The following is a 14,596-nucleotide window of genomic DNA, read 5'->3' on the forward strand; positions in this document are numbered from 1 at the left end:
ACCGTAACTGCTTTATACGTCTGTGTTCGAGGGACCGTTCTCACGCACCCAATAGGCGGTGGCACCACAAACCGCGGCAGGCACCACCACCAGGTTCAGCACCGGCACCATGGCCGCCAATGCCACCGGCAGGCCAAACCCGAGGGCCGACAGGCGAGTGTCACCCAGTAGCCGCCGCAAGGCCGGGAAACTGACCCGATGGTTGTCCGCCGGGTAGTCCACGTACTGCAGCGACATCATCCAGCAATTGAAGACGAACCACAGCACGGCCGCCACCAGATTGACCACCGGGATAACACCGATGATGAAAAGGCCAATGGCCCTGGGCAGGTAGTAGAGGATTTTCTGCACCTCCCGCCAGAGAGAGCGGGGAATATCCCGTATGATCTGGCTCCAGCCATCATCGGTGCTGACCTCCTGACCGGTCAGGTGCTTTTCCGTCAGTTCCGCGAGGTAACCGTAGAAGGGCGAGCCGATGAGGTTCGCCAGGATCACGAACCCGTAAGCCAACATCAACAGGATGACGGCGCCGTAGAGAATCCAGAACAACCAGTCGAGGCTTTGTAGCCACGCCCAATCCGGTAACCAGCTCATGGCTGTGGCAATCATCGCTGCAAAGAGTTCAGCCAGAAAGTAGAACAGTAGGCCGAATAACAGAATATTAATAACCAGGGGGATAACAACGAACAATCTCAGTCCAGGCTGCCGTATCAGCCGGAACCCTTCTCCAAGGTAACCCAGGCCGCGGAAAAAATTACCTTTCAACATACCTCGCAGCACCTCAGCTTCGATGACAGTGACGGGGCGCAAAGCATATCATGTTGCAAACTCCACCACAGCCCGACGGTGACCATGGCATTCCTGAGGCAACGCATTCTGATTCTGCTCGCGTATCAGCCTTTTTGGCGGGCAATACTGGTTCTTTCGGCCGCCGCCATCATTTACCTTGCAACCACCAGCCAACCCTACCCGATTCCCTCGGCAGCCAGCGACAAAGTCAATCACCTGCTGGCATTCTTGCAGTTGGCGGTGGTTACCCGGCTGGCCTGGCCGGGCTTGAGGAAACTGTGGATTGTCATCGGCCTGCTGGCGTTCGGGCTGGGCATTGAGCTTGTCCAGGCCCAGCTACCCTACCGCACCTTTGCCATTGCCGATATTCTCGCCGACGCTGCAGGCATTGCTATCGGGTTACTACCGTGTCCCGGATTTATAAGGCCACACACGCAAAACGACCGGCCCATCGTTCACGCCAACAGCCGTCAATAAAGCACCACCCACCGGACTTGAGACATCAACCCGGACTTGTGTGAGATATATCCTACAAACTCGTAAGATCTTGCTGCGACATAGCGTAGGTTTCCCCGACAGGAATACCCGCCGATATCTCAATTAACTGATATTAAAGAACTTATAACAAAACCACTACCAGCACAGCTGCTCTGGCGTGCACAGTTCACATGTTTGTAAAACTGCGGTTGGTATAGTGTTTACATCAAGGATGACAGGGAAATGGACGACGCACTGGATGCACCCCGGCAATTGGATGCAGGGAGAAGCAGGGACACAGGGATGGCTCGCTTAAGGGAGACCTCTTCGGATCGCCGGCTCGGACGCCGGCACCAGGGACTGGCAAGGGAAATCGGCAACAAGGTAGTTGCCAACAGCGCAGGGACGCGACACCTGTTCCGAAAAAGGGTAACCGAAAGGTTGCCCTTTTTTTTCGCCCGCTCTCAGGTCATCGAGCTCTGGCCTGCCAGGTACACCCGCACCCGATTAAACTCCTCAAACTCATTCAGGTCTGGCCAGGTGCGGCCTTCGATTACGTCCTGCTGCCGGTAGTGGTCGTCACCCAGATTCCGCAAGCGAGAATCCGCCAGTATCACCAAAGGCGCGGCTCGCCTGAACTCGGACAGCAGCGGGCGATTTTCCGGGTCATACAACACGTCCGCCGCGGTCACAACGTCCACATCGCTCGGCCGCGTTGCCCAATCGGCGCTCAGGGTCACCGACACGCCATTTAACCTGGCGTTCGCCGCTGCCGCATCCAGTGCAGCCTGGTCAATATCACAGGCGATGGCCTCCCTCGCCCCGGCCATTGCGGCAGCAATAGCCACCACCCCGGAACCGGATCCAAAATCCAACACCTTTTTGCCTTTCACCAGATGTGGATGTGCGAGGATATAGGCCGCCAATACCTGTCCACTGGCCCAGCAAAACGACCAGTACGCCGGCTCAGCAACCACCGCCTGCGCCTCTTCATGGCTTAGTGGGCCTTCCAGTACTCCTGGGTCGAACAGGTAGAGGACGATGTCGGGGCAACCCGCCGGGGCTGTAACGGCAACCTGCCCCCGGCTGAGGGTTTTCCCAAGATGCTGATCTAGAATGTCGGGGGTCATGGTTACTCCGGAACACAGGCATGGCAAGGCACGCATTGTAGCGGCAGCGGCGCGGCGGCACACCCGCAGGCGAGCAAAAAACCAGCATGTTCGTTATACTGCTGCCTCATTTCCCGTACGAACCCAAACCTGCCATGCCGTCCAGACCTGATACCAGCGACTATCTCTCCCTGTTCCTGAACGACGTTCCGCTCATGGACGTAAGGGCCCCGATCGAGTTCAGCAAGGGCAGCTTCCCGAATGCTATCAATGCGCCCCTGATGAACGACGAGGAACGCCACAGGGTCGGTATCTGCTACAAGGAAAAAGGTCAGGACAAGGCCATTGAACTGGGCCACCAACTGGTTTCCGGGGATCTCAAGGCGCAACGCATCGAAGCCTGGAAGCGATTTACCGCCACAAACCCGAACGGCTACCTGTTCTGCTTCCGCGGCGGCCTGCGTTCGCGGCTGACCCAGCAGTGGATCAAAGACTCTGGCATCGAGTTTCCGCTCATCCAGGGTGGCTACAAGGCCATGCGCCGCTTCCTGATCGACAGCCTGGAAGCCCTCACGGCATCGTCCGAGTTCGTTATTCTCAGCGGCCGCACCGGCACCGGCAAAACCCGCGTGCTGAATCAATTGCCCAATCCTGTTGACCTTGAAAGGTTGGCAAACCATCGTGGCTCCAGCTTCGGTCGTCAGGTAACGTCCCAACCGTCACAGATTGATTTCGAAAACCGCCTGGCCGTGGCCATGCTCAAGGCCCATCATCACGTCGGCGGGACGGTGTATTTGGAAGATGAAAGCAGACTGGTGGGCCGATGCGCCCTGCCGGAAAGCCTCAGAAACCGAATGGCAGCAGCACCCCTGATGGTGCTGGATCAACCGATCGAGGAGCGAGTACGAATCATCCGCGAAGACTATGTTGACCAGATGACGGCCGACTACGTGGAACGCGACGGCACAGAAGCAGGCTGGCTCAACTTTCGCGACTACCTTCTCAGCGCCCTCGACAGAATCCGGAAACGCCTCGGCGGTGAACGCCATAGCCGACTACGGCAGATGATGGAGGATGCCCTCGACCGCCAGCACCGAACCGGTGAGACCGGTGCGCACCATGAATGGATCGAGGCACTGTTGCAGGACTACTACGACCCCATGTATGACTACCAGCTCAGCCAGAAGGAAGGCCGCATTGTCGTGAAGGGCGGGCCGGAAACCATCATCGGGTGGGCCAGTCGTTGATTTACAACGTACAACGCTCCCACCCAAACTGGACGCGCATGTTGTACGTTTGCCACAAACCTCTGCTATAACAAAACACAGGCAAATATCAATTGAACAGCCGTTGTCCCTGTCATATTAAAGCAATAAGCCACTACTACCGAACAAGGAGTCACTGAATGGAAGATCTTCTGGGAACCGACATTAATGCCTCGGAGCTATGGGACCAGGCACTCTCGTTGATCATGACCTACGCCCCAAAGGTCGTCCTGGCCATCATCACGCTGGTACTCGGCCTCTGGCTGATCAATCGTTGCATCGGGGTTCTCGATAAAAAGCTGGGCGCAAAAGACCCGACACTCAACAAATTTCTGTGTGGGCTGATAAGCGCCATCCTCAAGGTGATGCTGCTGATCTCCGTCGCGTCGATGATCGGCATCGCTACGACGTCCTTTATCGCTGTTATTGGTGCTGCTGGCCTCGCCATCGGCCTTGCGCTGCAGGGCAGCCTGGCCAACTTTGCCGGCGGCGTACTGATTCTGATCTTCAAGCCATTCAAAGTCGGTGACACCATCGAAGCTCAGGGCTACCTGGGTGCCGTCGCGGAGATTCAGATTCTTTACACGGTGGTAAATACCTTCGATAACCGCCGCATCGTCATTCCCAACGGCAGCCTGTCCAACGCCACCCTGGTGAACGTCAGCATCTACGACAAGCGCCGCTGTGACATGACTTTCGGTATTCACTACGACGACGACATCGACAAGGCCAAGGCCATTCTGAAGCGCCTGTTCGACGAGGACGAACGTTCACTGAAGGATCCGGAACCCCGTATCTGCGTGGGCAGTCTTGGCGACAACTCCGTTAACCTGATGTTCCGGGCCTGGGTCGCCACCGATGACCTCTGGCCGTACTACTGGGACATGCACGAGAAAGTGAAGAAGGCGTTCGACGCCGAGGGCATTACCATTCCGTTCCCACAGCGGGATGTGCATGTCTACAAATCCGAGTGATTGGTATCTCATTAACACACACTGTTACTCGCATTCTGTACAGCCTCAACTAAGCTGACCAGTAATGGCGGTGCAGTCGCATTAGCGGCGTCACCGCCAGTCACCGGAACCGGGTCAGGAATATCACCGGTTCCAGTACCGCTGTCATTGCTGGTAGGAGGTTGTCACTATGCCGGTACAGCAGTTGAAGGAATACCTTGATCAGGCAGGCGTGGAATACATGTGCCTGTCTCACCCCCCTGCGTTTACCGCCCAGCAACTCGCCCATCACGTCAAAATCGCCGGCGACCGGGTGGTGAAAACCGTCATTATTGAACTGGATGGCAAAATGGCCATGCTGGTCATGCCCGCTACCTGGCGTATCCGTTGGGACCGACTGACCCATATCCTGGATACCGATTTTGTCGATCTTGCGGACGAACAGGAATTTCAGGACCGCTTCCCCGAGTGCGAAGTGGGCGCCATGCCGCCATTCGGCAACCTGTTTGATATGTCCGTGTATTGCGCAGAGGCTCTGACCCGGCAACCGGAACTCGCCTTTGCCGCTGGCAGCCACACCGAATCCATCCACATGAAAACGTCAGATTTCCTGGAACTCGTGCATCCGATGGTGCTGGAGCAGGGATTTGTAAAACCAGGCGCGCAAAAGCCAGCCTGGCTCAAGGGCCGCGCCCGCAGGGCTGAGTCCCTGACCGGCAGCCCCACCGCCAACCTGGCCGGTTACTGACACCAAAAACCGGCCCAGGCTTGATCCGGACGGCTTGTCTGGATGCGCCCATCGCGTAAACTGGGCGTACCAGACAGGAACCCGTTATGACTCAAGCCTTTGATATTGTGATTGTCGGTGCCGGCATGGTCGGTGCCGCCCTCGCGACCGGACTTGGCCGCAGTGGCTTCCGCGTGGCCCTGGTTGACCGTGGCTCCGCCCCCGAATTCGATCCCTCGCTGCCTCCAGACATCCGCGTGTCAGCCCTGAGCGCCGGCAGTGAGCGCTACCTCAACGATCTTGACGTCTGGCCCAGCATGCTCGCCATGCGTGCCACACCCTACGCCCGCCTGGCAGTATGGGACGAGACCCGCCACCCACTCAGCAACCTGCTGCCCCGCAAGGTCGCCGATGTGGTATTTGACGCCGGCAACCTGTCCGCCCGACACCTGGGGCATATCGTGGAGAATCGCATTACCCAGCAGGCATTGTGGAACAGCGCCGCGGCTCTGAACTCGGTCTCCCTGTTTCCCGACAACGCCGTCAGTCACCTAGAAAACGGCAACAACCACGCTGCTGTGACCCTGGAGGACGGCACCGAACTCGAGTGCCAATTGGTGGTGGGCGCCGATGGCGAGGCCTCCGGCGTCCGGGAGCTGGCAGGCATCGGCGTAACCCGGGACCAGTACCAGCAACAGGCAATGGTCATTTCGGTTCGCTACCAGGGCGCGGTTGAGGACATCACCTGGCAGAGCTTCTACCCTTCCGGCCCACGGGCTTTCCTCCCGCTGCATTCCGCGGGCAATGGCGAAAGCTGGGCGTCTCTGGTGTGGTACGACTCGCCGGAGCAAATAGCGCGCCTGAAATCGCTGGACGACCGTGCGTTGATGGCGGAAATACAGAACGCCTTCCCACCGGAATTACCTCTGCTGACGCACATTGAAGCCAAAGCCAGCTTCCCGATTGCCCGCCAGCACGCCAAAACCTATGTGAACCATCGTGTCGTGCTGGCAGGTGACGCCGCCCACACGATCAACCCGCTGGCTGGCCAGGGCGTCAACCTGGGCTTCCAGGACGCCCTCTGCCTGCAGACCGTCATCCGCGAGGCCAAACGCGCAGGCTGCGACCTGGCCGATCCGGCGTGGCTGACCAAATACGAGCGACAACGCCGCCCGGCCAACCGCCGTATGATGATGGCGATGGACGTGTTCTACCACCTGTTCAGCAACCGCACGCCGCCTCTGCACTTGTTGCGCAATCTGGGCCTGGGCGCCACGAAAGCAATGCCATTTGCCAGAAACCGGGTGGCCAAATACGCTATGGGCATCGACGACGAACTGCCCCCGCTGATTCGCCAACTGGCGGAGCGGCTGCCGGGGATGAAGCAACTGTAAAGCGTTTCACAAGCCTCAACTCATCAACAGGGAATCATCATGGCAGAAACCATTTTCACCAAGATTATGAACCGGGAAATCCCGGCGGACATCGTTTACGAAGACGACATCAGCCTGGCGTTCAAGGACATTAACCCACAGGCACCGGTGCACCTGCTGATTATCCCGAAAAAGGAAATCGCAACAATCAACGATATTGAGGAAGGAGACCGGGAGTTGGTGGGCCACTTGTACTGGGTTGCCGCCAAGCTGGCGAAGGAGATGGGCTTCGCCGACGATGGCTATCGGGTCGTCATGAACTGCGGCGAAAATTCAGGCCAGACGGTATTCCACATCCACCTGCACCTGCTGGCCGGCAAGCCCCTCGGTTGGCCGCCGTATACCGATAAATTGAAACAAGGCTGATCGCCTTGAGCGCCGGCGATATCTGAGATATTTACGAAGCCGGGCGGGAGGCACTGTTCAGGACCGTGGAGCGCCAGGGATGGCGCGACCGAGCCCTACATGGACGTATTCACGGGGGTGTCCTGAACGGTGCCTCCTGCCCTGCGGGAACACCCGCACCAGAAGGCTACGAACTCAGCGCCCGACGACCTTCTCAGCTTCCTCCACCGGCGTATGCCGAACATCCTCACCCTTGACCATGAAGATCACATTCTCGGCAATGTTGCAGGCGTGATCCCCCACCCGCTCCAGGGCGCGGAGAATCCACATCACCGACATACAGCGGGAAATGTTACGGGTATCTTCCATCATGAACGTCAGCAACGTCCGCGTGGCCGCCTGGTATTCCTCGTCTACCCGCTTGTCTTCCTTCATGATCCGCAGCGCCTGCTCAGAATCGAGACGGGCAAAGGCGTCCAGGGCATCGTGCAACATACTAAGAACATGATTGCCAATGTGGCGCACTTCCACGTACCCACGAGGCGCCTGACCTTCCTCTGACAGCTTGATGGCAAACTTGGCGATTTTCTTGGCCTCGTCACCAACCCGCTCCAGGTCCGCCACCATCTTGATCACCGAAATCACCAACCGCAGATCACGCGCGGTGGGCTGGCGACGGGCGATAATCAGGGTTGCTTCCTCGTCGAGGTCGATTTCCATCTGATCGACTTTCTTGTCCGTGGCACGGACCTCGTCCGCCAGGTGGCCATCATTTTCCACCAGTGAGGTAATCGCACGGTCGACCTGGGACTCCACCAGGCCGCCCATCTCAAGAAACTCGCTCTTCAGGGCCATCAGTTCGTCATTGAACTTGTGCGAAATGTGATCGCCGTAAACATCGTCCTTTTTATCTGGCATGACTGTGTTCTCCAGTGTTCAACAATACCGGCGTTAACCGAAACGGCCGGTGATATAGGATTCGGTGAGTTCGTGCTCGGGCGACGTAAACACCTTGTTGGTTTCGTTTACTTCCACCAGATGCCCCAGGTGGAAGTACGCCGTTCGATTCGATACACGGGCTGCCTGTTGCATCGAGTGGGTCACGATCACGATGGTGTAACTCTCCGACATTTCCGCCATCAGCTCTTCCACCCTCGCGGTTGCAATGGGGTCCAGTGCAGAGCAAGGCTCGTCCATCAGAATAACCTCCGGGCTCACCGCGATAGCGCGCGCAATGCACAGACGCTGCTGCTGGCCGCCCGACATTCCGGTGGCTGTCGCATCCAGACGGTCCTTGACCTCGCCCCACAGCCCCGCCTTGCGCAGGCTGTTCTCGACGATGTCATCAAGATCGGATTTTCGATTGGCCAGGCCATGAATCCGGGGGCCATAGGCCACATTGTCATAAATGGACTTGGGGAACGGGTTTGGCTTCTGGAAAACCATGCCCACCCGCGCACGCAATTCGACAACGTCGCGGCGACGGTCATAGATGTCCTGATCGTCCAACTGAAGTGACCCCGTCACCTTGCAGATTTCGATGCTGTCATTCATCCGGTTGAGACACCTCAGGAACGTGGACTTGCCGCACCCTGAAGGTCCAATAAAGGCAATGACCTCGTTCTTCGCCACATCCAGGCTGATGTTCTTGATCGCCCGGGTATCACCGTAGGAAACATTGACATCGCGAAGCTTGAATTTGGCATTGTCGGCAAAAGGCTCTCCCACCGTTTTGCCTTCCTCAATGATCGTTTCCTCGGGCTGCTCCCGCACCGGAGCAACCGCCTCAACCTCTTGATGATCGGCTTCTTTGGTAATCGTTGGGTTCATCGTATTCATCGCTTATCTCCTTACCACCGACGCTCAAGGCGCTTGCGAAGCCAAATGGCCAGTGCGTTCATGCTAACCAGGAATGCCAGCAATACCATGATGGCTGCTGACGCACGTTCTATAAAGGCGAGCTCCGGGCTGCCCGCCCACAGGAAGACCTGAACCGGGAGTACCGTCGCCGAATCGAAAAAGCCGTCCGGAACATCAACGATGAACGCCACCATCCCGATCAGCAACAGGGGGGCGGTCTCGCCCAGTGCCTGCGCCATGCCGATAATGGAACCGGTCAGCATTCCCGGCATGGCCAGCGGCAATACATGGTGTAACACCACCTGCATTTTGGAGGCACCAATACCTTCGGCAGCCTCCCGGATTGACGGCGGTACGCTTTTAATGGCCGCCCGGCTGGAAATGATGATGGTTGGCAGGGTCATCAGCGTCAGTACGAGACCGCCCACCACCGGCACCGATCTAGGCATGCCGAACAGGTTGATGAACACCGCCAGGCCCAGCAAACCGAAGATAATCGACGGCACCGCAGCCAGGTTATTGATGTTCACTTCAATGAAATCCGTGAGCCTGTTCTGGGGTGCAAACTCTTCCAGGTAAATGGCAGCCGCAACCCCGATGGGGAACGAGAGCACCAGTGTCACCAGCATGGTCAGCAAGGACCCGACGATCGCTCCAAGAATACCGGCGCGGGACGGATCACGGGAATCGCCGCTGCTGAAGAACACATCGTTGAAGGACGTCTGCACAACCTCATTTTCCACCAACTGATCCACCCAGCGCTGTTGCCGGTCACTGAGCTTGATGGAATAGGCGTCGTCACCTGCATGCTTCACGTAGACATCCACGTCGGTGTGAGCCAGAACAGTCAGTGTTTGGGTGGTTCCAAGCCACTCGGGGTTCTGCTCGAGCATGTCACGCAGCTCATTGGACGCGTAGGGGTTAAGCAGATCACGGACGGCATCCCTGTTCTCTTCCGTTGCACCCGGCACCTGTTTGATCATCGCCTGCACCAATGGCTCCACAAAATCAGCCATCTTGATCTGCTTTTTGTCCGTGGCGTCGTCCAGGTACATCATTTCACCATCGAGCTCGACTTCCATGGTGATCGTGGTTTTGGTGAAGCCGGTGTAGCCTTTACCAATAATGTCGACGAACAGCACCACCAGGGCGGAAAGCGCAATCGCAATCGCCAGTATGCCGTAGGCCCGGAACCGGCGCTCCTTGCGGTAACGCCGTTTGAGTGACTGGCGGACGAGCTCCGCCTGTGAACGTTGATCAGTCATACTGTTCCCGATATTTGCGAACGATTTTCAGGGCCACCACATTCAGCAACAGGGTAGCGAGGAAGAGCATCGCGCCGAGGGCGAAGGCCGCCAGGGTCTTGGCGCTGTCGAATTCCTGGTCGCCGGTCAGCAGGGTGACAATCTGTACGGTAACCGTAGTGACGGTTTCCAGTGGATTGGCCGTCAGATTCGCCGCGAGGCCCGCGGCCATGACTACGATCATGGTTTCACCAATGGCACGGGAGACCGCCAGCAGCACCCCGCCCATAATGCCGGGCAGTGCCGCCGGGAAAATCACCTTCTTCATGGTTTCCGACTGGGTAGCGCCCAGAGCCAGGGAGCCGTCACGCAGGGTTTGCGGTACCGCGTTGATAACGTCGTCCGACAGCGAAGACACAAACGGAATGATCATGATGCCCATGACCCCGCCAGCGGCGAGCGCACTCTGGGACGACGCATCGATACCCAGAGAGGCCGCGAAGTTACTGATGAACGGCGCGACGGTAAGTGCTGCAAAGAAGCCGTAGACCACCGTCGGGATACCCGCCAGCATCTCAAGCAATGGCTTGACCACACCGCGTACTTTCTTGTTGGCGTACTCCGAGAGGTAAATCGCCGACAGCAATCCCACCGGCACCGCAACCAGCATCGCAATCGCCGAAATCAGCAGCGTGCCGGTGAACAGCGGGATCATGCCAAAGGCGCCCTGGGCTGCCACCTGATCTGCTCGTAATGCGGTTTGCGGGCTCCACTGGGAGCCGAAGATAAACTCGGTGAACGGAATCTTCTGAAAGAACCGGAAGGTTTCAAACGCCACGGAGAAAATAATCCCGATGGTGGTCAGAATCGCCAGCGCGGCACAGGCGAAAAACAGCCACTTCAGGATCGACTCCACTTGTGTCCGGGCGTTCAGTGCCGGGCGAACCCGGAGCCAGCCCAAAAATCCCGCCAGCACAGAGACAGACACCACCAGGGTGGTCATGAACATCCGGCTCTGTTCCCTCAGCGCCTTCAGTCGCTCTGCAGCTTCAACAATGGGTGCTTCCGCAAACCCCGGAGGCAGGCTACCACTGGCCACGTTGCTGATCTTGCTCAACAGAAGACTCGCCTCGCCCTCGGACGCCGGCAACATTTCCTGTGGCAGGGAGCCAATAACCAGGGTCTGGATAACTTTTCCCTGGAACGCTGCCCAGAGCCCAAGCACCAGCAGCGCGGGAATGCCGCACCACAAAGCCGCTCGTGCCCCGTAATAAAAGGGCAGGGACTTGAGATGACGAATGCCCCCCATCGGCATCGCCAGTGACCGCGATCGGGCATAGCCCAAGCCGTAGGCAACCATCGACAGCACGATGGTCAATAAAAGCAGATTGGCCGGTTGCATGAAAATTCCCGTAACAAGCTAAAAAGGACCACAAGTGTAATCATTCGGAAAACAGGACGCACATGCCGCTTTCCAGACGTGCAAAAGGGCGCGAGCCTTTCAAAGACCCGCACCCTTGTCAGTCAACACCTTGTCGACTGGCTTACATCAGTTCTTCCTTGGCCAGGTTAGGCATGTCAGATGCCTTGTCCTGCAGCTTCATCAGCGCGTCGCGCGGAGGAACGATCAGGCCAACGTCCTTCAGGTAGCCATTCTTGCCCATGGCGCTCGGGCTCGCAAAGAACTCGGCGTATTCCGCGATGCCCGGAACCACACCAACGTGGGCTTTCTTGACGTAGAAGAACAGTGAACGGGCAACCGGGTATTCGTCTGCCGCAATGGCTTCAGCCGTCGGTACCTTGCCGTTCAGCGTCGCAGCCTGCAGACGGTCAGCGTTCTCTTCCAGGAAGCTGTAACCGAACACACCGTAAAGGCCTTTGTCGTCGATCAACTTCTGAACGATCAGGTTATCGTTCTCGCCGGCTTCGATGAACGCGCCATCTTCACGAACGCTCTGACACACGCCTTCCATGTCGTCTTCGCTCATGTCGGCAACCGCTGGCAGATCTTCACAGCCGCCCTGCAGGGCCAGCTCGTTGAAAGAATCACGGGTACCGGAGGTGGGAGGCGGTCCCATCACACGAATGGCAACGTTTGGCAGGCTGGAGTCAATGTCGCTCCACTTTTCGTAGGGGTTATCAACCAGCTTGGTCTCATCGTCCGGTGAAGGAACCTGCTTGCCCAGGGCCAGGAAAAGCTGCTCAAGGGTGATGTCCAGGTTATCGGCTTTCTGCGAGCTGGCAATCACGATGCCGTCAGAACCGATGCGGAATTCGGTGATGTCTTTTACACCGTTTTTCTGGCAAAGATCGTACTCAGACGTCTTCATGCGACGTGACGCATTGGTGATGTCCGGATGCTGGGTGCCGATACCGGCGCAGAACAACTTCAGGCCGCCACCAGAACCGGTTGACTCAAGCTTCGGAGTCGGGAAGTCAGTTGAAGAACCAAAGCGCTCAGCCACAACCGTCGCGAACGGATAAACAGTAGAGGAACCGACGATGCTGATGGTGTCGCGCGCCATGGCAGGAGTCGACACGGCGGCAATGCTACCGGCCAGTGCCACAGTTGAAAGGGCTGTTCTAAGTTTGATCACGTTGAGTCTCCATTTGTCACGTTGACTTTATTTACGGGTTTGCTTCACCGATGTGTGAACAATAAAGGCACTCTATGACAACTTTGTTACAGCCATTGAAATATAGAACAGGACGTTCAATTTTTCTTGCAGACGCGGCGCAGGCCGCTAACATGCGGGGTACTAAAACAATTCCGAACTCATAAGGTTGAATCCATGACGGCGCTTGATGACGACAAACCCACGCCCCGGGGCGAACTGGTAATCCAGGTAATCCCTCTTCCCTCAGACACCAACCCCAACGGCGATGTGTTCGCCGGCTGGCTGGTTAAACAGATGGATATTGCTGCGGCAACGCTCGCGGGGCGAATTTCACAGGGCCGCAACGCCACTGTGGCCATGGACAGGATGGAGTTTCTTTCGCCGTTGCGGGTGGGATCCCAGGTTGGCTGTTACGGTGAGTTGGTGGAAGTGGGGCGCAGCTCGATGAAAATCAACATTGAAGTCTGGACCCTGGACCGCACCGCCAAGGCCCCGCGCAAGGTAACCGAAGGTCTCTTCATTTATGTTGCCATCGACGAGCATGGCCGCATCCGGGAAGTTCCCGACCAGGCCACCTGATCAGGTGGCAGGAACTGGCCGCTTCTCCGGTAAGAACATCGAGAGTATCGCCGCTGCTGCCACCAGACCCGCGGATATCCACAAACAGGCTTGCAGCCCGTAGGCCTGATAAACCCAGCCGGACAGGATCGTTCCCAGCAAGCGGCCGGCGGCATTCGACATATAATAGAACCCCACATCCAGCGAGACACCATCCCCTCGCGCATAGCTAACAATCAGGTAGCTGTGCAGCGAGGAGTTGATGGCAAACAGAACGCCAAACAGCATCAGACCGCCGATAACCACCACCTGGGGCGTCCACCCCACCGTCAGACCAATCGCGATCGCCGCGGGTATAAGGGCCAGAAGCATCGCCCAGAGCACCGCGGGTTGCTTGCCGTCCATATTCCCGGTAATACGCGGCGCAAGGGTCTGGATAAAGCCGTAGCCAATCACCCAGGTGGCCATGAAGCCACCCACTTTCCAGAAATCCCAGCCAAACACAGTGTGCAGATAAACCGGCAGAGCCACTACAAACCACACATCCCGGGCGCCAAACAGAAACATTCGGGCAGCAGATAGCACGTTGATGGCCCGACTCTTGGACAGAATTTCGCGAAACTTCGGCTTTGCCTTGCTCTTGCCCAGGTCCTGCCCCAACAGGAAAAGGCTGGCCAGCCACACCACACTCAGGGCTACCGCCATGATAACGACCGCGCCTTGGAACCCAGCAGCCATCAACAGCACACCACCGAGGAAAAAGCCCACGCCCTTCAGGGTGTTCTTCGATCCAGTGAGGATGGCCACCCATTTGTACAGAGTGCCCTGCTGCTCATCTGGCACCAGAAGCTTAATGCCGCTCTTGGCGGACATCTTGTTCAGGTCTTTGGCGATACCGGAGATGGCCTGCGCCGCCATCACCCAAGGCACCGTCAGCATGGCCGCCGGCACCGCCAGCATGGCAAGAGCGGCAATCTGAAGGAACAGCCCGATATTCATGGTGCGGTTCAGCCCCATGCGAGCGCCCAAATAGCCACCCACCAGGTTGGTCACCACCCCGAAGAACTCATAGAAAATGAACAGCAGGGCAATTTCCAGCGGTGAATAGCCGAGCTGATGGAAATGCAACACCACCAGCATCCGCAAGGCCCCGTCCGTCAGGGTGAAGGCCCAGTAATTACCGGTGATGACCAGGTACTGTCGGATGGCAGCAGTCAT

At 57.6% G+C, this 14,596-nt stretch carries 15 protein-coding genes; 7 read left to right on the plus strand and 8 right to left on the minus strand.

Annotation, left to right across the window (positions count from 1 at the left end; translation table 11 throughout):
• Nucleotides 1-12: 12 nt before the first annotated feature.
• Nucleotides 13-768, minus strand: a complete 756-nt coding sequence (gene cysZ, locus JJO78_RS15065; protein ID WP_036211891.1) for a sulfate transporter CysZ — start codon at nucleotides 766-768, stop codon at nucleotides 13-15.
• An 84-nt stretch (nucleotides 769-852) separates the two neighbouring features.
• Here cysZ and JJO78_RS15070 point away from each other — a divergent pair, with 84 nt between their 5' ends.
• Nucleotides 853-1,266 carry a VanZ family protein gene (locus JJO78_RS15070; RefSeq protein WP_085678658.1) on the plus strand — a complete coding sequence of 138 codons (414 nt, stop codon included), beginning with the start codon at nucleotides 853-855 and terminating at the stop codon, nucleotides 1,264-1,266.
• Nucleotides 1,267-1,730: 464 nt separating this feature from the next.
• Here the strand turns inward: JJO78_RS15070 and JJO78_RS15075 are convergent, their stop codons facing one another.
• Nucleotides 1,731-2,396, minus strand: coding sequence for a class I SAM-dependent methyltransferase (locus tag JJO78_RS15075; protein WP_036210725.1), 666 nt, complete (start codon nucleotides 2,394-2,396; stop codon nucleotides 1,731-1,733).
• A gap of 134 nt (nucleotides 2,397-2,530) precedes the next feature.
• Between JJO78_RS15075 and mnmH the strand changes: the two genes are divergently transcribed.
• The 5 genes from mnmH (at nucleotide 2,531) to JJO78_RS15100 (ending at nucleotide 7,119) form a co-directional block, all read left to right on the plus strand.
• Nucleotides 2,531-3,622 (plus strand): tRNA 2-selenouridine(34) synthase MnmH, encoded by a 1,092-nt coding sequence (mnmH, locus tag JJO78_RS15080; RefSeq protein WP_151983160.1) that lies wholly within the window; start codon nucleotides 2,531-2,533, stop codon nucleotides 3,620-3,622.
• A gap of 158 nt (nucleotides 3,623-3,780) precedes the next feature.
• Nucleotides 3,781-4,614, plus strand: coding sequence for a mechanosensitive ion channel family protein (locus JJO78_RS15085; RefSeq protein WP_036210722.1), 834 nt, complete (start codon nucleotides 3,781-3,783; stop codon nucleotides 4,612-4,614).
• Between the two features lie 169 nt (nucleotides 4,615-4,783).
• On the plus strand, nucleotides 4,784-5,341 hold the full coding sequence (locus tag JJO78_RS15090) for an aminoacyl-tRNA deacylase (RefSeq protein WP_036210719.1): 558 nt from the start codon (nucleotides 4,784-4,786) through the stop codon (nucleotides 5,339-5,341).
• 86 nt (nucleotides 5,342-5,427) lie between these two features.
• On the plus strand, nucleotides 5,428-6,714 hold the full coding sequence (locus JJO78_RS15095; RefSeq protein ID WP_269399782.1) for an FAD-dependent monooxygenase: 1,287 nt from the start codon (nucleotides 5,428-5,430) through the stop codon (nucleotides 6,712-6,714).
• A 39-nt stretch (nucleotides 6,715-6,753) separates the two neighbouring features.
• Nucleotides 6,754-7,119 carry a histidine triad nucleotide-binding protein gene (locus JJO78_RS15100; RefSeq protein ID WP_036210713.1) on the plus strand — a complete coding sequence of 122 codons (366 nt, stop codon included), beginning with the start codon at nucleotides 6,754-6,756 and terminating at the stop codon, nucleotides 7,117-7,119.
• Between the two features lie 174 nt (nucleotides 7,120-7,293).
• Here the strand turns inward: JJO78_RS15100 and phoU are convergent, their stop codons facing one another.
• From phoU to JJO78_RS15125, 5 genes are all read right to left on the minus strand, one after another.
• Nucleotides 7,294-8,016 carry a phosphate signaling complex protein PhoU gene (gene phoU, locus JJO78_RS15105; RefSeq protein ID WP_075194180.1) on the minus strand — a complete coding sequence of 241 codons (723 nt, stop codon included), beginning with the start codon at nucleotides 8,014-8,016 and terminating at the stop codon, nucleotides 7,294-7,296.
• A gap of 33 nt (nucleotides 8,017-8,049) precedes the next feature.
• Nucleotides 8,050-8,937 (minus strand): phosphate ABC transporter ATP-binding protein PstB, encoded by an 888-nt coding sequence (gene pstB, locus JJO78_RS15110; protein ID WP_036210707.1) that lies wholly within the window; start codon nucleotides 8,935-8,937, stop codon nucleotides 8,050-8,052.
• Nucleotides 8,938-8,948: 11 nt separating this feature from the next.
• On the minus strand, nucleotides 8,949-10,223 hold the full coding sequence (gene pstA / locus JJO78_RS15115; protein WP_036210703.1) for a phosphate ABC transporter permease PstA: 1,275 nt from the start codon (nucleotides 10,221-10,223) through the stop codon (nucleotides 8,949-8,951).
• On the minus strand, nucleotides 10,216-11,604 hold the full coding sequence (gene pstC / locus JJO78_RS15120; RefSeq protein WP_036210700.1) for a phosphate ABC transporter permease subunit PstC: 1,389 nt from the start codon (nucleotides 11,602-11,604) through the stop codon (nucleotides 10,216-10,218). The genes pstA and pstC overlap by 8 nt, the downstream gene beginning before the upstream one ends.
• A 142-nt stretch (nucleotides 11,605-11,746) precedes the next feature.
• On the minus strand, nucleotides 11,747-12,799 hold the full coding sequence (locus JJO78_RS15125) for a substrate-binding domain-containing protein (RefSeq protein ID WP_036210697.1): 1,053 nt from the start codon (nucleotides 12,797-12,799) through the stop codon (nucleotides 11,747-11,749).
• A gap of 195 nt (nucleotides 12,800-12,994) precedes the next feature.
• On the opposite strand from JJO78_RS15125, the gene JJO78_RS15130 reads away from it, so the two are divergent.
• Nucleotides 12,995-13,399, plus strand: a complete 405-nt coding sequence (locus tag JJO78_RS15130) for an acyl-CoA thioesterase (RefSeq protein WP_036210694.1) — start codon at nucleotides 12,995-12,997, stop codon at nucleotides 13,397-13,399.
• Here JJO78_RS15130 and arsJ read toward each other — a convergent pair whose 3' ends face one another.
• Nucleotides 13,400-14,596 (minus strand): organoarsenical effux MFS transporter ArsJ, encoded by a 1,197-nt coding sequence (arsJ, locus tag JJO78_RS15135; RefSeq protein WP_091644630.1) that lies wholly within the window; start codon nucleotides 14,594-14,596, stop codon nucleotides 13,400-13,402.

Origin of the sequence: Marinobacter sp. DS40M6 (assembly GCF_028581595.1) — a bacterium.
Taxonomy (GTDB): Bacteria; Pseudomonadota; Gammaproteobacteria; order Pseudomonadales; family Oleiphilaceae; genus Marinobacter; species Marinobacter salarius.

Coding starts and splice junctions, on each gene's coding strand:
- cysZ (WP_036211891.1), bottom strand. CDS start 768: ATGTTGAAAGGTAATTTTTTCCGCGGCCTGGGTTACCTTGGAGAAGGG.
- JJO78_RS15070 (WP_085678658.1), top strand. CDS start 853: ATGGCATTCCTGAGGCAACGCATTCTGATTCTGCTCGCGTATCAGCCT.
- JJO78_RS15075 (WP_036210725.1), bottom strand. CDS start 2,396: ATGACCCCCGACATTCTAGATCAGCATCTTGGGAAAACCCTCAGCCGG.
- mnmH (WP_151983160.1), top strand. CDS start 2,531: ATGCCGTCCAGACCTGATACCAGCGACTATCTCTCCCTGTTCCTGAAC.
- JJO78_RS15085 (WP_036210722.1), top strand. CDS start 3,781: ATGGAAGATCTTCTGGGAACCGACATTAATGCCTCGGAGCTATGGGAC.
- JJO78_RS15090 (WP_036210719.1), top strand. CDS start 4,784: ATGCCGGTACAGCAGTTGAAGGAATACCTTGATCAGGCAGGCGTGGAA.
- JJO78_RS15095 (WP_269399782.1), top strand. CDS start 5,428: ATGACTCAAGCCTTTGATATTGTGATTGTCGGTGCCGGCATGGTCGGT.
- JJO78_RS15100 (WP_036210713.1), top strand. CDS start 6,754: ATGGCAGAAACCATTTTCACCAAGATTATGAACCGGGAAATCCCGGCG.
- phoU (WP_075194180.1), bottom strand. CDS start 8,016: ATGCCAGATAAAAAGGACGATGTTTACGGCGATCACATTTCGCACAAG.
- pstB (WP_036210707.1), bottom strand. CDS start 8,937: ATGAATACGATGAACCCAACGATTACCAAAGAAGCCGATCATCAAGAG.
- pstA (WP_036210703.1), bottom strand. CDS start 10,223: ATGACTGATCAACGTTCACAGGCGGAGCTCGTCCGCCAGTCACTCAAA.
- pstC (WP_036210700.1), bottom strand. CDS start 11,604: ATGCAACCGGCCAATCTGCTTTTATTGACCATCGTGCTGTCGATGGTT.
- JJO78_RS15130 (WP_036210694.1), top strand. CDS start 12,995: ATGACGGCGCTTGATGACGACAAACCCACGCCCCGGGGCGAACTGGTA.
- arsJ (WP_091644630.1), bottom strand. CDS start 14,596: ATGACTGCTGCCATCCGACAGTACCTGGTCATCACCGGTAATTACTGG.